We start from the raw sequence: 21,222 nt of genomic DNA, 5'->3' as shown, positions 1-21,222 counted from the left end.
CCGCGCTGCGCCCGAGGATCCGGACGGAGCCGCGAACGGGAACCGCGGACGGGCGCCGCGGGCGGGACCGCGGCACCCGGGCCCGAGGACCGGGCTCAGGCCTGAGGCCAGGCCGCGGCGATGTCCTGCCGGGTGTCCCCGAGCGTCTGCATGATCGCCTTGGTCCCGGCGAGGACCGGCATGAAGTTGGCGTCGCCGTTCCAGCGCGGCACCACGTGCTGGTGCAGGTGCCCGGAGAGCGAGCCGCCCGCGGCAGCCCCCAGGTTGATCCCCACGTTGAACGCGTGCGGGGAGGCCACCTGGCGGATGGTCGCCACGGCGGTGCGGGTCAGGTCCGTCAGCTCGCTCAGCTCCCCGTCCTTCAGCTCCGTCAGGTCGGCCACGTGCCGGTACGGGCAGACCATGAGGTGTCCCGGGTTGTACGGGAACAGGTTGAGGATCACGAAGCAGTGCTCGCCGCGGTGGACGATCAGGGACTCCTCGTCCGCGCGGTCCGGGCCGTGGCAGAACGGGCAGCCGGGGTCCTCCTGCACGGACGGGTCCTCCCCGCGCACGTAGGCCAGCCGGTGCGGGGTCCACAGCCGCTGGAAGCTGTCGGGCACCCCGGGGATCTCGAACTCGTCCTGGCGGATCCAGTGGTGCGGGGGCCCGTCCTCGGGCGCCCGCCCCGTCACTGCCCCACCCCCGCCGTCTCCGCGGCGGCACCGGGGTCCTCGGGCAGGGCGGCCGTCGGCTCCTCGTTCACGCGGCGCTGGACGTGCGCCACGATCCGCTCGACGGCCTCGCCGACCGGGACGCCGTTGTCCTGCGAGCCGTCGCGGAAGCGGAAGGACACGGCGTTCGCCTCGGCGTCCTCCCCGCCCGCGATGAGCACGAAGGGCACCTTCTCCTTGGAGGCGGTGCGGATCTTCTTCGGGAACCGGTCCGAGCCCGCGTCGAGCTCCACGCGCACACCACGGGCCCGGAGGGTGTCCACCACGCCCTGCAGGTAGTCGTTGAACGCCTCGGCCACCGGGATCGCCACGACCTGCACGGGGGCCAGCCACGCCGGGAACGCCCCGGCGTAGTGCTCCACGAGCACGCCCATGAAGCGCTCGATCGAGCCGAACTTCGCGGAGTGGATCATCACCGGGCGCTGCCGGGTGCCGTCGGCGGCCTGGTACTCGAGGTCGAAGCGCTCCGGCTGGTTGAAGTCGTACTGGATCGTCGACATCTGCCAGGTCCGCCCGATCGCGTCCTTGGCCTGCACGGAGACCTTCGGCCCGTAGTAGGCGGCCCCTCCCGGGTCCGGGACGAGGTCCAGCCCGGTCTCGGTGCAGACCTCCTCCAGGACGCGGGTGGCCTCCTCCCACTCCTCCTCGGAGCCGATGAACTTGTCCGATTCCGGGTCGCGGGTGGAGAGCTCGAGGTAGAAGTCGTCGAGGCCGAAGTCCCGCAGCAGCCCCAGGACGAACTCCAGCAGGTGCCGGATCTCGGCCGGGGCGTCCTCGCGCGCCACGTAGGAGTGGGAGTCGTCCTGGGCGAAGCCACGGACGCGGGTGAGTCCGTGGACCACGCCCGACTTCTCGTAGCGGTAGACGTGGCCGAACTCGAACAGGCGCAGCGGCAGGTCGCGGTAGGAGCGGCCCCGGGAGCGGTAGATGAGGTTGTGCATCGGGCAGTTCATCGCCTTGAGCCGGTAGTCCTGGCCCGGCTTGGTGATGTTGCCGTCCTCGTCGCGCTCCTCGTCCACGTGCAGCGGCGGGAACATGGTGTCCGCGTAGTAGGGCAGGTGCCCCGAGGTGTGGAACAGCCCGTCCTTGGAGATGTGGGGGGTGCCCACGTACTGGAAGCCCTCGGCGACGTGGCGGTCGCGGACGTAGTCCTCCATCTCCCGCTTGATGATCCCGCCCTTCGGGTGGAAGACGGGCAGCCCGGAGCCCAGCTCGTCGGGGAAGGAGAACAGGTCCAGCTCGGCGCCGAGCTTGCGGTGGTCGCGCCGCTCGGCCTCGGCGAGACGGTCCCGGTAGGCCTTCAGCTCCTCCTTGGAGGGCCACGCCGTGCCGTAGATGCGCTGCAGCTGCTTGTTCTGCTCGGAGCCGCGCCAGTAGGCGGCGGCCGAGCGCATGAGGGCGTAGCCGTTGCCGATCAGCTTGGTGTCCGGCAGGTGGGGGCCGCGGCACAGGTCCCGCCAGACCGTCTCCCCGGTCTTGCGGTCCACGTTGTCGTAGATCGTCAGCTCGCCGGCGCCGACCTCCACGGACGCGCCCTCGGCGGCCGCGTCCACGTCCCCGCCGGAGCCCGGGCCCTGGGACAGGCCGATGAGCTCGAGCTTGTACGGCTCCTCCGCCATCTCGGCCCGGGCCTCCGCCTCGCTCACCGCGCGGCGGCGGAAGGACTGGGTGGAGTTCACGATCCGCTGCATCCGCTTTTCGATGGCCTTGAGGTCCTCGGGCGTGAACGCCTGCTCGACGTCGAAGTCGAAGTAGAAGCCGTCGGTGATGTACGGGCCGATGCCGAGCTTCGCGTCCTCGTGCAGCTGCTGCACGGCCTGGGCCATGACGTGGGCGGTGGAGTGGCGCAGCACCTCGAGGCCCTCCGGCTCGGAGACCAGCACCCGCTCCACGACGTCGCCGTCGGCGAGCTCGGTGGCGAGGTCCCTGAGCACGCCGCCGACACGGGCGACCACCACGGAGCGCTCCTCGCGGTACAGGTCCGCGGCGGTGGTGCCGGTCCCCACCGTGCGCTGCTCGCCGTCGACGGTGATCGTGAGGGGTGCGGACTCGGGCTGGTGCTCCGGCGCGGTGGTCATGGGGAGGGGTCTCCTTCGGTCGGCAACGGCACGCACCCGTACGGGGGGCGCGCGGCAGCGGCACCGGCAGGCGGCGCGCACTGCATCGATGGTACCCGTCCGGGGAGCGGTGCCCGGCGGGGCCCGAGCCGGTCCCCGCACGACGACGGGCCCCCGTCACCTCGCGGTGACGGGGGCCCGGTGCGATCGGGTGCGATCAGATGCGGTCGCGACGGTCGCGGTCGGTGCCGCGGTCGGCGTCGGACTCGATCTCGACCTCCTCCTTGCGGACCTCGGCGTCGACACGCTCGGTCTCGGTGACGACCTGCTTGTCGAGCTCGACGCGCTCGACGCCCACGGTCTCCTTGGCGACGACGGGACGCTCCTCGTGGAGGGTCACCTCGACGTCCTCCTCACCGATGGTCCCGGTGGTCGCCTCGTTGCCGCTGAGCGGGGTGCGCTCGACGCGGACCTCCTCGCGCTCCACGGGGACGTCGACGGTCTCGTGCTCGGTCACCACGTACTTGCGCAGGCGGGCGCGGCCGGTCTCCCGCTCCTCCTTGCCGACGCGCAGTCGCTCCTCGTGGCGGACCACGCCGTTGTCGGCACGGTCGGTGAGGTCGCGGTCGCGGTCCGTGAGGTCACGGTTGTTGTCGGTGACGGTGCGGTCGACGTCGGCGATCCCCGCGGTGCTGTTGCGGTCGGTGGCGTCGCGGTCGACCTCGGCGTAGCCGGCGGTGCCCCCACCGGGCACGGCGTTGCGGTCGGTGTCCAGCGTGTCGCGGGAGTCACGGCCGGTGGTGCCGGTGCCGGCGTAGTCGGTCCGGTCGCCGGTGCCGGAGTAGTTCATCTTGTAGTAGCGGTAGATCTCCTCCTCCTCGGCCGGGGAGAGGTGCTGGTCCGCGTCCACGTTCGGGGCGTCCTTGACGACACCCTTGGCGTAGGGGAGCACGAGGCGGTCGCCGTCCTGCTGGGCACCCTCGACCGGGACGAAGCTCTCCTTGGTGCCGAACAGACCGGTGTTGACGGTCACGAAGGTGACCTCTTCGGTGTTGTCGTCCAGGAAGACCTGCTCGATCTTGCCGATCTTGTCGCCGTCCGACCCGTAGGCGGTGGCCGAGAGCAGTGCGTTGACGTCGTACGTAGCCATGAGAACTCCTTCTCTTCGTCTGCTGGGCAACGGGCACCCAGGAGGGGGCCCGTCGCGGACGATCCCCGCCGGAGGACGGGGTGCAGCTCATCCGCTGTTATTAGTAACCATACTGGCAATCAGTCCGCTGGCCAATGGCTTCACCGAGAGTGAAACTGCCGGATCCGTCCGGATTTCCACCCCTCTGCCCTCGCCTCCCCGGCCGGTCACCGGGCCGGGGCGCGGACGGCCGCCGGGGTCGCCGGGTCGGCGAGGTCCCAGGCCCGCTCCGCGCTGAGGCTGATCCCGCGGGGGCCCGTGCGCCGGGTGCGCCCGTGCACCAGCAGCAGCCGCGTGCCGAACAGGTGCTGCCCCGTGCGCTCCTGGGCGTCGGGGAAGAAGGCGCAGTCCACCGTCCCCGTGCCGTCGTCGAGGCTGACGAAGACCACCCGCCGGCCGCTGCGCAGGGGCGGGGTCATGGTCGAGACCCGCACGCCCGCCACGAGCACCTCGGAGCGGTTGCGCAGCTCCAGCAGCCGCTCGGCGGGGGTGACCCCGAGCTCCCGCAGCAGGGGCGCCCAGCTGTCCAGGAGGTGCGCGGAGACGTCGACCGCGAGCAGGTCCAGCTCGGTGCGGACCTTCTCCTCGACGGTGGGCCCGGGCCGCTCCGCCGGCAGGCCCCGCAGCTCGAGGTCCCCCAGGTCCAGGGCCAGCTGCCCCGGGACCTCCCGGGCCGCGGCGGCTCGGGGCGGGCGCTCGCGGTCCGCCCGGGCGCGCAGGGCGTGCACCAGGTCGGCGCGGGAGGCGGCTCCCCCGGAGCGGTGCAGCATGCCGTCGAGGGCCCCGACGGCGGCGAGACGCTCGAGGGTGCGGCGGGCGGGGCGGGCCCGCTGCCGCAGGTCCGCGAGCGAGGCGTAGGGCCGCCCGGCCGCGATCCGGCGCACCTCGGCCTGCGAGACCCCGTGGATCCCCGTCAGGGCCAGGCGCACGCCCAGGCGGCCGGGGTCCTCCTCGAGGCGCTCCACGCGGTAGTGCTCGTCGGAGCGGTTGACGTCCACCGGCAGGACGGGGATGCCCATCCGCCGGGCCTCCCCCACGAGCAGGCGCTTGGGGTACATCCCGGGGTCGTGCTCCCACAGCCCGGCCAGGAACGCCTCCGGGTGGTGCGTCTTCAGCCACGCGGACTGGTAGGTGGGCACCGCGAAGGCCGCGCCGTGGGCCTTGCAGAAGCCGAAGGAGCCGAAGGCCGCCAGGACCGCCCACACCCGGTCCACGACGTCCAGCGGGTAGTCCTGCGCCCGGGCCCGCTCGCGGAAGAACGTCTCCACCTCGAGCTGTCGCTCGGAGCCGAGCCGGCGGCGCAGCTCGTCGGCCCGGGCGAGACCGCACCCGGTGAAGGTGTCGAGGATGCGCAGGACCTGTTCGTGGAAGACGGTCACCCCGTGGGTCTCGGCGAGGATCGGGTCGAGGCGCGGGTGGACGGAGGCGGGCCGGGACCAGCCGTGGCGGTGCTCCAGGTAGGGCCGGACCATGTCGGAGTGCATGGGACCGGGGCGGAAGAGGGAGATGTCCACGACGAGGTCGCCGAAGCTGGTGGGCGCCATCTTGCCGATGAGCTCGCGCTGGCCGGGGGACTCGATCTGGAAGCAGCCCAGGGTGTGGGTCGAGCGGATGAGCTCGAACGTGGCCTCGTCGTCGACGGGGACGGCCTCGAGGTCCAGGCGGGGCCGCCCCGGGTGGACGCGGGCCACCTCCTCGACGGCGTGGGCCAGCGCCGACTGCATCCGCACGCCGAGGATGTCGAGCTTGAGCATGCCCATGGGGTCCATGTCGTGCTTGTCGAACTGGCTCATCGGCATCCCGGCCCCGCCGGTCTGCACCGGGGTGCGGTCCAGGAGGGTGCGGTCCCCCAGGATCACCCCGCACGGGTGCATGGAGATGTGCCGGGGCAGCCGGTCCAGGCGCTCGGTGAGGTCCACGAGCAGGTCCAGCTGCTTCTCCCGGGCCACCTGCTCGGCGAAGTCCCGCAGCTCCGGTCGGCGGGCGAGGGTCTCCCGCAGCCCCGAGGCCGGCAGGTGCCACAGCTGCTTGGCCGCGGCGTCCACGGTCTCGGGGTCGAGGCCGAGCGCCAGTCCCGCGTCCCGGACGGCGCCGCGGGCCCGGTAGGTGTTCTGCATGCTCATCAGGCTCACCCGCTCGGGGCCGAAGCGGTCGAAGATCTCCCGGTAGACGCGGTGGCGCTGGGCGGACTCGACATCGATGTCGATGTCCGGCAGGGTCGAGCGGTCGCCGGAGAGGAAGCGCTCGAAGAGCAGCTCGTGCTCGAGGGGGTCCACCTGGGAGACGTCGAGCAGGTAGTTGACGAGCGAGGAGACCCCGGACCCGCGGGCGGCGTGGCGGACGCCCATCGCCCCGATCATCGCGGAGACCTCGGCCACGGTGAGGAAGTAGGAGGCGAAGCCGAGGTCCTCGATGACCCGCAGCTCCCGCTCCAGCCGGGAGCGCACGGCCGGGCTCGCACGGCGGCCCGGGTAGCGCCGCGCCAGACCCGTCTCGCAGCGGGCGCGCAGCTCCACCGGGGCCGGGCGGTCCAGGCCCAGCACGGCCGCCTCGGGCACCACCGGGCGCCCCCAGCCGCAGTCGGCGACCGGGTCCAGGCGGCACCGGTCGGCGACCTGCCGGGTGCCCGCCAGCAGGGTCTCGGCGCCCGCGGCCCCGAGATCGGCGGCCCGGGCGATCTCGGCGGCCAGCGAGCGCATCTGCCGGGCGGGCTTGAGCCAGCCCTGGCCGTTGGGCTGCAGCGGTTCCGCCGGGGGCGCCCGCCGGTCGGCGGCACCCCCGGACCCGGACCTCCCCGGCGTCCCGAGGGCCTCGAGCGGGGTGAGGGCGCGGGCCGCGTCGAGGACGTCGGCGGTCGCGGCCTCGGCGGGGGTCGCGTAGCGCACCGCGTTGGTGAGCACGGGGGTCAGCCCCGTCTCGAGGGCGGCGCGCAGCATCCGGGCCGCGTGGGAGGTGCTGCCCGCGGTGCCGGGGGCGGCCAGGTGGGAGACCACCTCGACGGCGAGCGCCTCCGCCGGCAGCCGGGACCGCCAGCGGGCCAGGGCGGCGCGGCCGGCGCGGTAGCGGCGGGCGGCGAGCTCCTGCCCGACGTCGGAGGCGGGCCCGAGCAGCACGGTCAGCACGGCCCCGGCGGGTCCGGGCGGGCCGGCGTGGTCGGCGATCTGGCCGGGGTCCACCCCGGGCGGGCCGCTGCGGGCGTGGGCGGCGGAGACGAGCCGGCACAGGGCGGCGTAGCCCGCGCCGGCGGTCCCGCCGGCGGCGAGGACCAGCACGCGGCCGAGGACGCGCTCGCACCCGGGGCCGTACAGGAGGAGGTCGGCGCCCAGGACGGGGTCGAGGCCGTGCTCCCGGCACGCGCCCAGGTGCTTGACCGCGCCGTAGAGCCCGTCCCGGTCGGTGCAGGCGAGCGCGTCCGCGCCGTCCGCCGCGGCCGCCGCCGCGAGGGCGGAGGGGCGGCTGACCCCGTAGTGGGCGCTGAAGGCGGTGGCGACGTGCAGGTGCGGAAAGCTCACACCCGTATTCGAATATGTGTTCGATATTAAGTCAATCGCAAACGCCGGTGCGGGGCCTGCGGATCAGTCCCGGTCGAGCTGGGGCAGCACCGCGTCCCCGAAGGCGTCGAGGAAGGCCTCCTGCTCCTGTCCCACGTGGTGCAGGTGGATCTCGTCGAAGCCGAGCTCGGCGTACTCGTGCAGCCACTGCGCGTGCCGGCCGAGGTCGGCGGAGACGTTGACCGCTCCGGCGATCTGCTCGTCCCCGACGTCCTCCTGGACCGCCCTGCGCAGGTAGTCCTGGGGCGAGGCGAGCTCGGCCATGGTGACGGGGTCGAAGACGTTGGTGCGCCACTGGTCGAGGGCGATCGCGCGGGCCTGCTCCGGGGAGGGCGCCCAGCTCAGGTGCACCTGCAGCGCCGCCCGCCCGGTGCCGCCGGCCTCGCGCCAGGCCCCGAGCATCCGGCGCAGGTCCTCGAGGGGCTGGTTGACGGTGATGAACCCGTCGGCCACGGGGGCGAAGCGGCGGACGGTGGCCGGGGTGAGCGCGGCCACCAGCAGGGACGGCGGGACCTCCGGGGGGTCCCAGACGCGGGCGCGGTCGGCGTGCACCGGCTCGCGGCAGCTGACCTCCTCCCCCGCGTGCAGGCGGCGGACGACGTCGAAGCTCGCCCCGAGGAACTGCTGGCGCTGCTCCTTGCCCGGCCACTCGGGGCTGACGGGGCGTTCGTTGAGCTTCTGCCCGCTGCCCAGGGCGGTCCAGAGCCGGCCGGGGAACATGCGGGCGAGGGTGGCCGTGGCCTGGGCGGTGACCACGGGGTGGTAGCGCCGGCCGGGGGCGTGCACGAATCCGAAGGGCAGCTCCGTGGTGGCCAGCGCCGCCCCCAGCCAGGACAGGGCGAAGCCGGAGTGGCCCTGGCGCGGGGACCACGGCTCGAGGTGGTCGGAGCACATGGCGGCGCCGAAGCCGGCCTGCTCGGCGTGCCGGACGTCGCGCAGCAGCTGCTCGGGCGGAATCTGTTCGTGGGAGGCGTGGAAGCCGATCGTCGCCATGGGTCCCTCCGGTCGGGGTCGGGTGCGGTCGGGGAGAGCGGGTGGGCGGGGTCCGCCGGGCGGGGTCAGCCGCGCCGCGGCGGGAGGTCCTCGGCGGGGGTGCAGACGTTGCGCAGCTCCCCGATGCCCTCGATCCCGGTGACGACCTCCTGGCCGTCGCGCAGCCAGATCCGGCGGGGCTTCTGGGCCAGGCCCACGCCGGCGGGGGTGCCGCAGGCCACGAGGTCCCCGGGCTCGAGGGTCAGGAACCGGCTGATGTACTCCACCAGCTCCACGGCCGAGAAGATCATCCGGTCGGTGCGGGAGTCCTGGTGGAGCACGCCGTCGACGCTGCAGCGGACGGCCAGTCCCGCCTCGGGGTCGACCTCGTCCGGGGTCACGACCACCGGCCCCACGGGAGTGGTGCGGTCGAAGTTCTTGCCCTGGAACCACTCGGAGGTCCGGCCCTGCCAGTCCCGCACCGAGATGTCGTTCATGACCGTGTACCCGGCGATCGCGGCGCGGGCCCGCTCGGGGGTGGCGTGGCGCAGGACCGAGCCGATCACCACGACGAGCTCGGCCTCCCAGTCGATCTTCTCCGACTCCTCCGGCATGGCGATGGGGTCGGCGGGGCCGATGAGCGCGGTGGCGTACTTCGCGAAGATCGTGGGGTGCTCCGGGATCTCCTGGCCGACCTCCTCCGCGTGGTCGTAGTAGTTGAGCCCGGCGCACAGGATCTTGCCGGGGCGCAGGACGGGTGCCGCCAGCTCCTCCGGGGCGGGCGCGGGGCCCGGCTCCCCCGGCAGCCGCAGGTCGCCCCCCGCGAGGAGGGCCCCGACGTCGGGGACGGGGAGGTAGACGGTCCGCCCGCCCTCCTGACGGAAGGCCTGGGTGGTGCCGTTCCGTCGCACGGTGCCGAGTCGCACGGGTACCGCCTTTCTGTGCCGCGGGTGCTGCGCTGCGGGCCCCGCCGGTCCGGGTGGGCGGGTCCTGACCCCGATCCTATGCGCCCGGCGCGGGCCGGACCGGGCGCGGCCCCTAGGCGCAGCGCACCACCTGGGCCCCCGAGGAGCTCGTGGCCGCGAGCAGCCGCCAGCGCCCGGTGTCGAGGGTGTGGACGAGCTCGAGGGTCAGCAGCTCGGAGCGGAGGGTGAGCTGGACCTGGACCCGCCACATCTGCTGGTCCACCGCCCCGATCCCGCGGTCCGCGGGCAGCCGGGCGTCCTCGGCCCACCACGCCCGGCGCTCGTACCAGCGCACGGGCTCCTGCGCCACCCGGTAGCCCCGCCCGCGCCAGTGCACGGCCACCGGCACCCCGTCGGCCCCGCAGTCCACCTCGACGCTCTCCGTCAGAAAGCCCACGACGGCTCCTCCCTTCCTCGGCGGGCGCGCGGCGCGCCCTGCTCCCCTGGAAGCTAGAACACCTGTACGACAGGCTAATCCTTCGGACCGCACTGACGGAACACGTGTTCCCAGTGGGGGAACCGGCCCCGACCGGGGTCCCCGCCGCCGCGACCCGCCGCCGGGAAGCATGGACAAGACCAGCGAAATGGATACGCTGAGAGGACGGAGGGCTTGCCCCGCGAGACCCCCCAGGTCGTCCCCTGTCCCTCTCCCGACCCGCCGGAGCAGCCGGCGCCGACATCACGGAGGCCTCCATGAGCGGAACCATCACGCTGATCGCCCACACTGCGGAGAACACCAAGGCTCCCGCCGTGACCCTGCGACCGGCCACCCCGGAGGACACCGAGAGTCTCGCCCAGCTCTACTACTCCTCCTACGAGCAGGGCGGGGTCTCCAGCCTCGAGGAGGCGCGCACGGTCGTGCGGGGCGTCTTCGACGGCGAGTACGGCCCGTTCCTCCCCGAGGCCTCGCCGGTGGTGGTGGACGAGGACGGGACCGTCGTGGCCGCCGCCCTGGTCCTGGCCCGGCGCGTCGGCGACGACCTGCCCGACGCCCCCTACATCTTCGAGCTCTTCACGGCGGCCTCCCGCCGGCGCCAGGGGCTGGCCGAGCAGCTGGTGCGCTGCGCCATGGGCACCCTCTACGACAACGGCCACGACCAGGTGTGCCTGCGCATCGCGGAGGACAACGCGGCGGCGCTCGCGCTGTACCTGACGCTCGACTTCAACCGCTGGGTGCCCGAGACGGACTACGAGTCGGACTACGTCTGAGCCCCGGCGGGGCCCCCGCTCACAGCGTGAGGTCCTCCCGGACCGGGGGCTCGGCCGCGACGTCCACGAACCGGGCCCAGTGCGGGCGCACGGCCACGAGCCGGGTGCTGGCCTTGCCCGTGGCCCCCGGGTGACGCGCCTCCAGCAGCTCGCCGGCGTCCCGGGCCGCGGAACCCTCGAGCACCGAGGCCTCCCCCTCGAGCTGGAACTCCTGACCGTCCCCCGAGACCACCACCAGGGAGACCCGGGGATCGGCCAGGAGGTTCCCGTACTTGCGACTGCGCTCGTTCGTGCCGAAGACCAGCCGCCCGTCGTCGAGGGCCGCGAGGTTGATCCACGCGGACTCGGGGCAGCCCGTGCCGCTGTTGGTCGCCACCACCCCGCCGCCGTGGGCCCGGACGAAGTCGCGGACCCGGCGCACGGACTCCCGGGCGCTCAGAACAGGCTCCGCTGCGGGAGGACGAGCTCCGGGGAGTTGTTGCGCACGTTGCCGACCGCCGGGTCCACCGGGTCGAGCACCCACCGGGCGGCCGTGCGGCGCGCCTCGGCCCGGACCAGGTCCACCAGCTGCGGGGCGTCGTCCTCCCCCGGGCGCAGCCAGTCGTCGACGTGCTCGGGGGCCAGCGGGACCGGCATCCGGTCGTGCAGCTCGTGCAGCTCGCCGAGCACGGGGTGCTCGGCGGAGGGCTCCGGGGAGTCGGTGGTGAGGATCGAGCAGGACAGCAGCCACGCGCTGCCCCCGCCGTCCCGGCCGGGCTGCAGGGCCGCCGAGTGCAGCTGGGTGCCCTCGGGCACCCGCCACCACTCGTAGATCCCGGCGAACCAGATGGTCTCCGCCGGATCGGCCGGGTGGACGTAGTAGGGCTGCTTGCGCCCGCCCTTGCCGGGACCCGGCTCACGCTTCCACTCGTAGTAGCCGTTGGCCGGGACCGCGCACCGGCGGGCCCGGACCGCCTTGCGGAAGGACGGCTTCTCGAGGACGGTCTCGGAGCGGGCGTTGAACATCTTCGACCCGACCGCCGGGTCCTTGGCCCAGCCCGGGACCAGTCCCCAGCGGGCGACGTGCAGCTCCCGGACCAGCTCCCCGCCGTCGTCGCCGAGGCGCTCCAGGACGATCGGCACGTCGGTGGTGGGCGCGGTGTTCCAGTTGGCCCGCAGCCGCTCGGCGTCGGCGGCGTCGCCGAGGCTCTCGTCCGGGACGGCCCCGGTCCCGGCCACGAGCTCGCCCACGGCCCGCGCGATGACGTAGCGTCCGCACATCTGGTGCCTCCTCGCTCTGCCCGGCTCCCGCCGGGGCTCAGTCGGTGAGCGGCCCGTACCCCAGGTACTCGGAGTACATGCCGTACACCTTGCGGATCCCGCGCTCGACGTCGGCCACGGTCGTGCCCGGGCGCAGGTCGTCCACGGACCCCGCGGTCGCGGGGTCCCACGCCAGGTCCAGGGCGGCGTAGACGTCGGTGAGCACCGAGCGGATCGGCTCGGACTGCTCGACGACGAGCACGGTGCTGAAGTACCAGGCGCCCGCGACCACCCGCTGGGCGGTCCCGGCCAGCTTCACCCTCCGGCCCGCGCTCGGCGACGACACCGGGTGCGTCCCGTGCACGCTGTGCTCCCCGGCGCAGTACTCGCCGGGGATCTCCCCGACGTCGGCCTCGACCTCGAGCTCCTCCAGCGCCGCCACGACCATGTCCCCGAACAGCCGGTAGCGGTCCTGGATGCCCGTGGTCGGGTCCTCGACGGCCTCCAGGTGGTCCACGATCAGGCACCCGCCGTGGTAGGCCGCAGCGCGCCCGCCCACCCGGCGGACCAGGGGCTCGAAGCCGCTCTCCCGGGCGGCGCGGGCGGCGTCGGCGAAGCCGGGGAGCAGCTCGTCCCGGCGGCCGAAGGCGACCGTGGGGGCCGGTTCGTAGAGGCGCAGGACGGGACCCGTGCGGCGGACGTCGGCGAGGAGGGTCATGGCGCTCTCGTAGTCCTGCTGGGCGCCCAGGGACTCGCGCTGGCGGAGAAGTTTCATGCTGCGCCCCAGTCTAGTCGCGGGCCGGGACGCGCGGTTCAGGACCCGGCGATCCCGCTCTCGCGGAACCACCGTCCCAGGTCCCGGGCGCTGACCTCGACCAGCTCGTCCCACGCGAGCGCGGCCTCGTCGGCGGCGTCGGAGACGTGCTTGACCATCCGCAGCCGCACCCCCAGGTGCCGGCAGGCCACCGCGACGGCGTAGCCCTCCATGTCCACGAGGTCGGCCCGGGCGGCGAGCGCGTCGCGCACCGCGCCCCCGGCCACGAAGGAGTCCCCGGTGGCCAGCACGGGCCCGGTCCCGCCGAGCTCGATCACGTTGTCCACCGTGAACCCGGCGGCGCGCAGCAGGTCCTCGTCCACGTCGCGGTTGATGACCCGGGACGGTTCGTGCACCCCGCTCAGCCCGTCCTTCAGCGCCCCGGCGCTGCCGATGTTGAGCACCGTCAGCTCGTGCCTCCGGGCCGGGTCCGGGCAGCGGGTGAGGACGGCCTCGGTGGCGCGCACCGCGGCGGCCGACATCCCGACGCCGGTCAGGACCAGGTCGATGTCGTCCGGGAGGTACTTGGTCTCCAGGGGGTGGGCGGCGAGCACGAGGAGTTTCTGCACCCGGCCACTCTAGCCGCCTCCTCCCCGTCCTCGGCTCCCCCGGGTGCCGCCGATCCGGCACGCCGGACGGGAACCTGCGGTCCCGGGGAGCCGGCGCGCGAGAGCAGGGGCGTGGGGCTCACGGCTCGTGCCGGCCGCGCAGCTCGACGCGGCCGTCCGGGTGCACGGCGAGGTCGTACACCCGGTGCACCCTCCGCCCCGTGGGCTCCATGAGCAGCTCCACGTCCAGCTCCACGAGCGGCGGCGAGGTCTTGACCAGGCCGGGCCGCAGCCGCGCGCTGAGCCCCGGCTGCCCGGAGAGTGCCGCAGCGACCCGTTCGGGCGTGCCGCCGTCGGCGAGCGCGGAGGACACGCGGCGGTCGAGTTCGTCGGGCGTGCTCGCCGAGGGGAACCCGGCGCTCACCGCGTGAAGTAGGTCATCGACGGGTCGGGCCGCCCGACGAAGCAGATCCAGCGGAACCCGTACCGGAGCACGTAGCTCAGCGCCTGGCGCGCCTCCGCCTGCGAGGTCCCGAAGTCGAGGATCCAGTGGTCCCCGTCCACGAGCTTCCAGCGGCCGTCGACCTGACGGACCTCCACGGTGGCCGGGTCGAAGGCGATGCGGTCCTCGTCCGGCAGCGACCCCTGCGGCGCCACGCCGTCGACGAGGTAGAACTCCATGGACGGCGCGGGGCGTCCGACGAAGCCCTGGGCGTTGAACCCGTAGTGGGTGATGACGCGCAGCGCCTGCTCCGCCTCCTCGCGGGAGGCGCCGAAGTCCAGCAACCACATCCCGCTCGCCTCGATCTTCCAGCGGCCGCCCGCCCGGACCACGTGCGCCGTGGCGGGGTCGAAGGGGACGATGTCGTGCCGGTTCTCGGGCACGAGCTCGGCGAACTCCGTGGCTCGGGTGACGTCCTCGCCGTTGCAGCCGTTCGCGGGGCACACGTTGGAGCGCAGGCAGTCTCCCACCTGGACGTAGTCGGTCTCGCCGCGCACGAGGATGCCCTCCAGGAGGTGCGTGGTCGAGTCGTACACGGGCGATCCCGAGTTGCCGCCGTAGGTGTCGAGGTTGGCCACGAAGAATCGGCCGGGGGTGTTGTCCCGTACGACCGCGCCCCCGGCGATCTTCTTCGGCAGTCCCGAAGGGTGCCCGATGACGTGCACGTCCGCCCCGTCCGCGATCTTCCCGGTGCGCCGGACCGTGACGGGGCGGTGGTGGAGCACGGGACGGTCCAGCTGGACGACACACCAGTCGGTGCCCTCGGTGCCGATCGCGCGGCCGAGGATCCGGTGGCCGTGGCGGATCTCCTCGTGGGGGAACCGGGTGACGGGGGTGGTCGCGTCCTGCATCTGGTAGCCGAAGACGAAGCGGGTGCCGGCCAGGCTGTCGCTGTCCAGGCAGTGGGCGGCCGTCACCACGATGCTCGGGTCGACGAGGAATCCGGAGCAGAACGCGATCGTCGGCTGGGTGCGGAAGGGCTCGTCGGCGCACAGGCCGTACTCGTCACCGATGACCGGGCCGGTCAGGGTGGAGGTCCCGTCACCGTTGTCGGTGAGCTGCTCCGCGCGCACGAGCGCCACCGAGCTGTCGGCGTCGCGCAGCAGGGCGGTGTCGCTCACCTGGTAGACGTCCCGTCGGTCGTCGGTCCCGTAGACGACCTTCTGGACGCTGCGCAGGGCATCGGCCAGGGCCTCGGTGGACGCCTCGGCGAGCGCGGGCGGGCGGGGCCTCTCGCGGGCGGGGAGCGTCGGCGTCCCAGGCCCGCCGGTCCGTGCGGCCTCTGCCTGCCGGCCCGCGCCCGCGACGCCCGCCGCTCTGGCCCGCAGCTCCTCCAGCAGCAGGTCGTGGTCCACCTGTTCGAGCCCTTCAGCGGTCACGGTGCTCCCCTGTCCTCGGTCCCCGCACCCGACGCCGGGGTGCACAGGGGCCATGCTGCTCCGGCCGGCGTTATTGCGGTGTTACGGCTCCGGCGGTCCGGGTCACGTCCGGTCTCCGCGCCCTGAACAGCGCGGCGAGCCGGCGGTCCGAGGCCGCCTGGGCGTCGAGGTCGTAGGCCCCGCCGGTCACCAGGAGCTCGTCGGCACCGGTCCGCTCGACCAGGTGCTCCAGCTGCGCCCGGACCTCCGGGGCCGTGCCGTGGACGGAGGCCGCCAGGGACTCCTCCACGAGGGCCCGCTCGCGGGCCGGCAGCGCGTCCGGTTCCGCGAGCTCCGCGGGCTCCAGGGGCGGGAACTCGCCCCGCGTCCGGGAGAGGGCCAGGGCGCGGGCCTCGGGCAGCAGCAGCCGCCGGGCGGCCTCCCGGGTCCGGGCCACCGCCACGTTCGCCGAGACCACCACGTAGGGGGCCGGCCACCACGACGACGGGCGGAACTGCGCCCGGTAGCGCTCCAGCACCGCGACGCCGCCGGCCGGGCCCTCCCGGACCAGGGCGGGGCCGCCCAGCACCACGGCGAGCCCGGCCCGCGCCGCGATCCGCACCCCGGCACCGGTCGCCAGCACGAAGACCGGGGTCGCGGCGTGGTCGCGGGGCCGGGCGGTCACGGGCGCGGTGCCGGAGAGGTGGGCGAGCAGGTCCGCGAGGTCGTCCCCGAACCGGTCCGCGGCCTCCGTGCCGGTGCGCAGCGCGTCCCGGACGGCCGCGGTGAACCCGAGCGAGCGGCCCACGCCGAGGTCGATCCTGCCGGGGTGCAGGGCCTCCAGGGTGGCGGCCTGCTCGGCGACCACGAGGGGCTGGTGGTTGGGGAGCATGATCCCGCCCGAGCCGATCCGGATCCGGCGGGTGCGGGCGGCCGCGGCGGCCATCAGCACCGCCGGCGCGGAGCCCGCGATGCCGGGCACCCCGTGGTGCTCGGCCACCCAGAACCGGTGGTAGCCCAGGTCCTCCGCGCGCTCGGCCCGGTCCAGGACGGCGGCGAGCGCCTCGGACTCCGTGGACCCGCGCCGGGTGTTGGCGCGGTCGAGCAGGGAGAGGGCGACGTCGGAGAGGGGCATGTCCGGCTCAACCGCCGCGGCCGGGGAGGAATTCCGGGGCCGCTCAGCCGGTCCGGCCGAGGGCCTCCTCGGCGGCGACCCAGCCGAGCATCGCGCACTTGACCCGGGCCACGAACCGGGAGACCCCGGCGAAGGCGGCAGCGTCGCCGAGGACCTCCTCGTCGGGGACCACGGTGCCGCGGGACCGCAGTAGCTCCCGGAACGCCCCGATCAGCTCCTCCAGTTCGGCCCGGCTCATCCCGGGGGCGGTCTCGGCCAGCACGGAGGCCGCGGCCATGGAGATCGAGCAGCCCTCGCCCTCCCAGCTGAGCCGGGCCACCACGGGCTCAGCGTCCTCCAGGGCGCCGGTGAGCTCGACGCGCACGGTGATCTCGTCGCCGCACGTGGGGTTGTACTGGTGCGACTCCCCGCTGCCGTGCCCCGGGGCGGGCGCGGTCAGGCCCTGCCCGGACCGCCGCTTGGCGTGGTCCAGGATCACCTCCTGGTACAGGCCGTCCAGCGCGCTCATCGTCGTCTCCTCGGGTGCTCCGGCAAGGTGCGCACGGGCTCAGCCGGCCACGCGGAAGTAGGAGCGGACCCCGGCGAGCTCGGTGAGGAACCGGTCCACGTCCTCGGTGGTGGTGTAGAGGTAGCCGCTGGCCCGGGTGGAGGCCGTCAGCCCCAGTGCCCGGTGCAGCGGCTGGGCGCAGTGGTGGCCCACCCGCACGGCCACCCCCGCGACGTCGAGCAGCTGGCCGACGTCGTGGGCGTGCACCCCGTCCACGTCCACCGCCGCCAGCCCCACCCGCTCCGCGCCCGGGGGCGGGCCGATCAGCCGGACCCCCTCCAGCTCGGCGAGCCCGGCGGCCAGCCGCTGCCCCAGCGCCCGCTCGTGGGCGGCGACCCGCTCCATCCCGACCCCCTGCAGGTACTCCACCGCCGCGGCCAGGGCCACGGCCTGACTGATGCGCTGGGTGCCGGCCTCGAACCGGGTCGGAGCGGACAGGTACTCGGCGCCCTCCATCGTGACCCGGGTGATCATGGACCCGCCGGTGAGGAAGGGCGGCATCGCGTCCAGCAGCTCGGTCCGCCCCCACAGCGCCCCGATGCCGGTGGGTCCGAGCATCTTGTGCCCGGAGAACACCGCGAAGTCCACCCCGAGTGCGGGCAGGTCCACCGGCAGGTGCGGGACCGACTGGCAGGCGTCCAGCACGGTCAGCGCCCCGGCCTCCCGGGCCAGGCCCACGAGGTCGGCGACGTCGGTGACCGCACCGGTGACGTTGGAGACGTGGGAGAAGGCCAGCACCCGGGTGCGCTCCCCGATCACCTGCCGGGCGGCCTCGTGGTCGAGCAGCCCGGCCTCGTCGACGGGGATCCAGCGCAGCACCGCCCCGGTGCGGGCGGCCAGCTCCTGCCAGGGGATGAGGTTGGCGTGGTGCTCGGCCTCGGTGATGACGATCTCGTCGCCGGGCCCGAGCCGGAACCGGGCGGCCGCCCCGCCCCCGCGCCCGGCGGCGGCGTTGGAGAAGGAGTAGGCGAGCAGGTTGATCGCCTCGGTGGCGTTGGAGGTCCACACCAGCTCGGCCTCGGTGGCCCCGACGAAGCCGGCCACCACCCGGCGGGCCTGTTCGTAGGCGTCGGTGGCCTCCACCGCCAGGGCGTGGGCACCGCGGTGGACCGCGGCGTTGCGGTGCAGGTAGAACTCCCGCTCGGCGTCCAGCACCGCCAGCGGCTTCTGCGAGGTCGCCCCCGAGTCCAGATAGGCCCCCGGGGTGCCCGTCAGCAGCGGGAAGTCCTCCCGGATCCCGCGCACCTCGGCATCGGTCAGCGGCAGCGCGTCGTTTCCGTCCATGGCTCCACACTCTACGTCTCGGGCGGTGAGGACGTCCGGCCGTGGGGGCGTCTAACGGTGGCGGGGACGCAGGTAGGTGCGGCCGTTCGCGTCCTTCTCCACCACGAACTCCTCCTGCAGGTCCTGGTACCACTGCTGGGTCCGCTCGCTGGGCTGGTCCTGTCCGCGCAGGTCCCGGCGGCTGCGCGCCGCGGGACCGTAGAACCGCATGGCGAAGTCGTCGAAGCGGCGGAAGAGGCTGCGCCGGGGCCGGCCCGGCTCGTCGTCGTGGGTCTCGTGCTGGGTCATGGTGTCCTTCTCGCATGCGGTCCGTGGCGCCTCTGGGTCCCTGCAGTGCCCGCCCGCGGCGGCGCACCCGGTGCGCAGGACCATGCTCCCTCCCCCGCGCAGCGGGACCAAACCCGGTGCCGGTCCGGCCGGGCGTCGAGGACACCGGTCTGCGGCAGGACCGGACGGGGAGGAGACCGTCGGGGCGGGTGCCGCCCCGGGCCCGAGGCGGCACCGTCCCCTCCCGCGCGCCGCCGGGCAGGACTACGCTGGGTGGAACTGGTCGAAAGGTGCAGGATGGACGACCGGACGATCGCCAGGACGCAGGCCAGGATGATCCGCGCCGCGATCACCGGGGCCGGGCTGGGCGTGCGCGAACTGTGGCGGGAGTACCGCCGGCTGGGCGGGGAGGTCGACGAGCTGGAGGTCGACGCCTATCTCCACCACGCCCTGCACCTGGTCCCCCGGCACCGGGACAGCCTCGCACGGGTCACCAACCGCCTGGTCCCCGACGCCCGCGTGCCGTGCTCCCGGGACCTGCGGCCCATCGACGGCATGTCGGAGGCGTGACCCGCGCCCCTCGGTGACGCGGCCGGTCCGATAACGTGACGGCATGGCCGAACAGCGCGCAGGACGCACCCTCACCGCCGGACTGGTCGGATACGGCATGGCCGGGCGGCAGTTCCACGCGCAGCTGCTGCGCCGGGCGGGCTGCCGGGTCACCGACGTCGTCACGACCGACCCCGCCCGCCGCGCCGAGGCGGGCGCCGACTGGCCCGGTGTGACGGTGCACCCGGACCTCGCCGCGCTGCTGGGGAGCTCCCGGCCGGACGTGCTGGTCGTCGCCTCGCCGACGGGCCGGCACGTCGAGCACGCACTGGCCGGGCTGGACGCAGGGATCCCGGTGGTCGTCGACAAGCCGCTCGCCCTCGACCGCGAGGGAGCCGCCGCCGTCGTCCGGCGGGCCGAGGCCACCGGTACGCCGCTGACCGTCTTCCACAACCGGCGCTGGGACGCCGAGCAGCTGACCCTGGCCCGGGTCCTCGCGGAGGGCCGGCTGGGCGACGTGCACCGGTTCGAGCGCCGCTGGGAGCGCTGGCGGCCGGTGCCGAAGAACCGGTGGCGGGAGAACGCGGTCGGCGAGGGCGGCGGGCTGCTGCTCGACCTCGGTCCGCACCTCGTCGACGCCGCGATGCAGCTGTTCGGGCCCGTGAGCGGTGTCCGGGCCGAGCTGCGCGCCCTCACCACGCCGGCGGAGGACGACGTCTTCCTGGCCCTGGACCACGCCTCGGGCACCGTGAGCCACCTGTGGGCCGCCAGCCTGGCCGGCGCCCCGGGCCCGCGGACCCGGGTGCTCGGCTCGGCGGGCGCCTTCCTGGTGCCCGGCCACGAGGACACCCCCGGCCCCTTCGACGTCCTGGCCCCCGGGGAGGGTATGGCCGGCTGGCTGGTCCGCGGCACCGAGTCGGTCCCCGTGCCCACCGCCGCCGGCGAGCCTGCCGACTTCTACCGGGACGTGGCCCGGTGGGTCCTCGACGACGGGGCCGTTCCGGTGGACCCCCGGGACGCCGTGGCCGTCGCCGCGGTGCTCGACGCCGCCCGTCGCAGCGCCGCGTCGGGCGCCCGGGAGGTCCCCGACGACGTCCGGCCGCCCACCGCGGCGGGCTGAGTCCGCCGTCCCCGGTGGGAGGGGGTGGCGAGCACCCCCTGGGCCGCCCGGCCCGGATCCGTCCGCCGGGGACCCGCCCGCGGCACCGGGCCTGCTCCGGCGAGGTGCGCGCGAAGCAGGGGCCGGTGCACCGGGAGGCCGGGCAACGGTCAGGCCGCCAGGGCGGAGAGGCTGTGAGCGGGCTGGAACGGCCGGCTCGACGGCTTCCGCGAGGATGGGTGGGCGCGGGCGCCGTCGGGGGCGGAGACGCGCACGCTCCCGAACTCGGCGGAGGACCCGTCGTGGTCGACGGCCGACTGCAGCAGCGTCACCGCCGTGGGCTCGAGGTGCTGGAGGGCGGCCAGGTCGACCTCGACGTGCACGGAGGGCGTGAGCGCGCGGGCACGGCGGATCAGGGGGTGGAGGACGTGCTGGTTGGCCTCGGTGAGGCATCCGGTGATGTGCAGCTGGACGGAGGTGCCGTCGAGGTCGATGTCGACGAGGACGGACAGTGTGTGTTTGATGGTGGAGCTCTCAACAGTCGGAGGGACCGGCGACCGCAGGGGCGGCCGGTCGGAGGGGGCGCCGATCAGAGGCGCATGTCGGTCTGCCCGTGGGGGCGGGCGCGCAGGAACGGTGCTCCTGCGGTGGGGAGGGACCGTCCGCCCCGGCGGTCCGGGCCCTGGCGGCCACGGCGGGTCGCGGCGAGGGCAGCGTGCCGGCTCGTGCCCGGCCCGGGGGCCGGGCGAAGGGCGCGGCGGATCCGGCGGGCGGGAGACGGCGCCCGTCCCCGCACGCAGCGGGGCACGGAGCGGACTCGGCCCCGCGGGGCCGGCGAGCAGGCACCAGGGTCACGGCGGCGTGCAGAATCCCGGTGCGGTCGAACCGGTGGGGTGTTCCTGCCCGGTGATGGCCCGGAGGGACGGGCTGACGCCCGGCGCGGCGGTGCGCCGGTGCGGGCCCATGGCCTGGGCTCACCCGCGGGGAAGGTGCACCCTGCACGGTCCTGCGGTGGTGCAGAAGAACAGCAGGGGTGGTGCCGCGGCCCGGGGGCCCGCGGCCGGAACGAGGAATCGCCACCCGGTCCACCGGATGGCGATTCCTGGAGCGACGCCGGGGTGTTTCAGCCCGGCGTCGCGGATCTCAGGAGGAGATCAGTGGGAGCTCATGCCACCACGGTGATGTTCGCGGCCTGGGGGCCCTTGGGGCCGTCCTGGGTCTCGA

21 protein-coding genes are annotated in these 21,222 nt (G+C 74.5%); 3 read left to right on the top strand and 18 right to left on the bottom strand.

Annotated elements, in window-relative coordinates; genetic code table 11:
- Positions 1 to 95 precede the first annotated feature (95 nt).
- The 7 genes from RE027_RS16180 to RE027_RS16150 all read right to left on the bottom strand — a co-directional run bounded on the left by RE027_RS16180 (position 96) and on the right by RE027_RS16150 (position 9,844).
- The gene (locus RE027_RS16180) at positions 96 to 674 is read right to left on the bottom strand and encodes an HIT family protein (RefSeq protein WP_368809309.1); all 579 of its coding nucleotides are present in this window, start codon (positions 672 to 674) and stop codon (positions 96 to 98) included.
- Complete coding sequence (gene thrS, locus RE027_RS16175; protein WP_368809308.1) at positions 671 to 2,791, bottom strand: threonine--tRNA ligase; 2,121 nt, start codon at positions 2,789 to 2,791, stop codon at positions 671 to 673. The genes RE027_RS16180 and thrS overlap by 4 nt, the downstream gene beginning before the upstream one ends.
- Before the next feature lie 196 nt (positions 2,792 to 2,987).
- On the bottom strand, positions 2,988 to 3,920 hold the full coding sequence (locus RE027_RS16170) for a DUF2382 domain-containing protein (RefSeq protein WP_368809307.1): 933 nt from the start codon (positions 3,918 to 3,920) through the stop codon (positions 2,988 to 2,990).
- A gap of 206 nt (positions 3,921 to 4,126) precedes the next feature.
- Positions 4,127 to 7,471: a DNA polymerase III subunit alpha gene (locus tag RE027_RS16165; RefSeq protein WP_368809306.1), complete on the bottom strand. Its 3,345-nt coding sequence runs from the start codon at positions 7,469 to 7,471 to the stop codon at positions 4,127 to 4,129.
- A 63-nt stretch (positions 7,472 to 7,534) separates the two neighbouring features.
- Positions 7,535 to 8,503, bottom strand: a complete 969-nt coding sequence (locus RE027_RS16160; protein WP_368809305.1) for a TIGR03885 family FMN-dependent LLM class oxidoreductase — start codon at positions 8,501 to 8,503, stop codon at positions 7,535 to 7,537.
- Positions 8,504 to 8,568: 65 nt separating this feature from the next.
- Positions 8,569 to 9,408: a fumarylacetoacetate hydrolase family protein gene (locus RE027_RS16155; RefSeq protein WP_368809304.1), complete on the bottom strand. Its 840-nt coding sequence runs from the start codon at positions 9,406 to 9,408 to the stop codon at positions 8,569 to 8,571.
- Positions 9,409 to 9,520: 112 nt separating this feature from the next.
- The gene (locus RE027_RS16150; protein WP_368809303.1) at positions 9,521 to 9,844 is read right to left on the bottom strand and encodes a DUF6504 family protein; all 324 of its coding nucleotides are present in this window, start codon (positions 9,842 to 9,844) and stop codon (positions 9,521 to 9,523) included.
- A 296-nt stretch (positions 9,845 to 10,140) separates the two neighbouring features.
- Between RE027_RS16150 and RE027_RS16145 the strand changes: the two genes are divergently transcribed.
- The gene (locus RE027_RS16145; protein ID WP_368809302.1) at positions 10,141 to 10,656 is read left to right on the top strand and encodes a GNAT family N-acetyltransferase; all 516 of its coding nucleotides are present in this window, start codon (positions 10,141 to 10,143) and stop codon (positions 10,654 to 10,656) included.
- Positions 10,657 to 10,675: 19 nt separating this feature from the next.
- On the opposite strand, the gene RE027_RS16140 is transcribed toward RE027_RS16145, so the two are convergent.
- The 10 genes from RE027_RS16140 to RE027_RS16095 form a co-directional block, all read right to left on the bottom strand.
- Entirely contained in the window at positions 10,676 to 11,077 is a 402-nt protein-coding gene (locus RE027_RS16140) for a pyridoxamine 5'-phosphate oxidase family protein (protein ID WP_368809301.1), read from the bottom strand.
- Between the two features lie 14 nt (positions 11,078 to 11,091).
- The gene (locus RE027_RS16135) at positions 11,092 to 11,916 is read right to left on the bottom strand and encodes an SOS response-associated peptidase (protein ID WP_368809300.1); all 825 of its coding nucleotides are present in this window, start codon (positions 11,914 to 11,916) and stop codon (positions 11,092 to 11,094) included.
- A 37-nt stretch (positions 11,917 to 11,953) separates the two neighbouring features.
- Positions 11,954 to 12,670, bottom strand: coding sequence for a lipoate--protein ligase family protein (locus RE027_RS16130; protein WP_368809299.1), 717 nt, complete (start codon positions 12,668 to 12,670; stop codon positions 11,954 to 11,956).
- Between the two features lie 38 nt (positions 12,671 to 12,708).
- Positions 12,709 to 13,278: a nucleosidase gene (locus tag RE027_RS16125; RefSeq protein ID WP_368809298.1), complete on the bottom strand. Its 570-nt coding sequence runs from the start codon at positions 13,276 to 13,278 to the stop codon at positions 12,709 to 12,711.
- A gap of 118 nt (positions 13,279 to 13,396) precedes the next feature.
- A complete protein-coding gene (locus RE027_RS16120; protein ID WP_368809297.1) occupies positions 13,397 to 13,681 on the bottom strand; it encodes a hypothetical protein in 285 nt (94 codons plus the stop codon).
- Complete coding sequence (locus tag RE027_RS16115) at positions 13,678 to 15,138, bottom strand: trypsin-like serine peptidase (RefSeq protein WP_368809296.1); 1,461 nt, start codon at positions 15,136 to 15,138, stop codon at positions 13,678 to 13,680. The genes RE027_RS16120 and RE027_RS16115 overlap by 4 nt, the downstream gene beginning before the upstream one ends.
- A gap of 70 nt (positions 15,139 to 15,208) precedes the next feature.
- Positions 15,209 to 16,252, bottom strand: a complete 1,044-nt coding sequence (locus RE027_RS16110; RefSeq protein WP_368809295.1) for an MsnO8 family LLM class oxidoreductase — start codon at positions 16,250 to 16,252, stop codon at positions 15,209 to 15,211.
- A gap of 43 nt (positions 16,253 to 16,295) precedes the next feature.
- Positions 16,296 to 16,760, bottom strand: a complete 465-nt coding sequence (gene sufU / locus RE027_RS16105; RefSeq protein WP_368809294.1) for a Fe-S cluster assembly sulfur transfer protein SufU — start codon at positions 16,758 to 16,760, stop codon at positions 16,296 to 16,298.
- A gap of 39 nt (positions 16,761 to 16,799) precedes the next feature.
- Positions 16,800 to 18,083 carry an aminotransferase class V-fold PLP-dependent enzyme gene (locus RE027_RS16100; protein ID WP_368809293.1) on the bottom strand — a complete coding sequence of 428 codons (1,284 nt, stop codon included), beginning with the start codon at positions 18,081 to 18,083 and terminating at the stop codon, positions 16,800 to 16,802.
- A 51-nt stretch (positions 18,084 to 18,134) separates the two neighbouring features.
- Positions 18,135 to 18,371, bottom strand: a complete 237-nt coding sequence (locus tag RE027_RS16095) for a hypothetical protein (RefSeq protein WP_368809292.1) — start codon at positions 18,369 to 18,371, stop codon at positions 18,135 to 18,137.
- Positions 18,372 to 18,647: 276 nt separating this feature from the next.
- Between RE027_RS16095 and RE027_RS16090 the strand changes: the two genes are divergently transcribed.
- A complete protein-coding gene (locus RE027_RS16090) occupies positions 18,648 to 18,920 on the top strand; it encodes a hypothetical protein (RefSeq protein WP_368809291.1) in 273 nt (90 codons plus the stop codon).
- A 43-nt stretch (positions 18,921 to 18,963) separates the two neighbouring features.
- Positions 18,964 to 20,019 (top strand): Gfo/Idh/MocA family protein, encoded by a 1,056-nt coding sequence (locus tag RE027_RS16085; RefSeq protein WP_368809290.1) that lies wholly within the window; start codon positions 18,964 to 18,966, stop codon positions 20,017 to 20,019.
- 149 nt (positions 20,020 to 20,168) lie between these two features.
- On the opposite strand, the gene RE027_RS16080 is transcribed toward RE027_RS16085, so the two are convergent.
- The gene (locus tag RE027_RS16080; RefSeq protein ID WP_368809289.1) at positions 20,169 to 20,381 is read right to left on the bottom strand and encodes a hypothetical protein; all 213 of its coding nucleotides are present in this window, start codon (positions 20,379 to 20,381) and stop codon (positions 20,169 to 20,171) included.
- Between the last annotated feature and the right edge of the window lie 841 nt (positions 20,382 to 21,222).

Source organism: Kocuria sabuli (assembly GCF_040981185.1).
Classification (GTDB): Bacteria; Actinomycetota; Actinomycetes; order Actinomycetales; family Micrococcaceae; genus Kocuria; species Kocuria sabuli.
The sequence above is the reverse complement of the archived record's forward strand: the minus strand, read 5'-3'. Positions and strand labels throughout refer to the sequence as shown.

Excerpts from the sequence above, each read along its gene's own strand:
- thrS (WP_368809308.1), bottom strand. The coding sequence starts at position 2,791 with ATGACCACCGCGCCGGAGCACCAGCCCGAGTCCGCACCCCTCACGATC.
- RE027_RS16170 (WP_368809307.1), bottom strand. The coding sequence starts at position 3,920 with ATGGCTACGTACGACGTCAACGCACTGCTCTCGGCCACCGCCTACGGG.
- RE027_RS16160 (WP_368809305.1), bottom strand. The coding sequence starts at position 8,503 with ATGGCGACGATCGGCTTCCACGCCTCCCACGAACAGATTCCGCCCGAG.
- RE027_RS16145 (WP_368809302.1), top strand. The coding sequence starts at position 10,141 with ATGAGCGGAACCATCACGCTGATCGCCCACACTGCGGAGAACACCAAG.
- RE027_RS16135 (WP_368809300.1), bottom strand. The coding sequence starts at position 11,916 with ATGTGCGGACGCTACGTCATCGCGCGGGCCGTGGGCGAGCTCGTGGCC.
- RE027_RS16130 (WP_368809299.1), bottom strand. The coding sequence starts at position 12,670 with ATGAAACTTCTCCGCCAGCGCGAGTCCCTGGGCGCCCAGCAGGACTAC.
- RE027_RS16110 (WP_368809295.1), bottom strand. The coding sequence starts at position 16,252 with ATGCCCCTCTCCGACGTCGCCCTCTCCCTGCTCGACCGCGCCAACACC.
- sufU (WP_368809294.1), bottom strand. The coding sequence starts at position 16,760 with ATGAGCGCGCTGGACGGCCTGTACCAGGAGGTGATCCTGGACCACGCC.
- RE027_RS16100 (WP_368809293.1), bottom strand. The coding sequence starts at position 18,083 with ATGGACGGAAACGACGCGCTGCCGCTGACCGATGCCGAGGTGCGCGGG.
- RE027_RS16095 (WP_368809292.1), bottom strand. The coding sequence starts at position 18,371 with ATGACCCAGCACGAGACCCACGACGACGAGCCGGGCCGGCCCCGGCGC.
- RE027_RS16090 (WP_368809291.1), top strand. The coding sequence starts at position 18,648 with ATGGACGACCGGACGATCGCCAGGACGCAGGCCAGGATGATCCGCGCC.
- RE027_RS16085 (WP_368809290.1), top strand. The coding sequence starts at position 18,964 with ATGGCCGAACAGCGCGCAGGACGCACCCTCACCGCCGGACTGGTCGGA.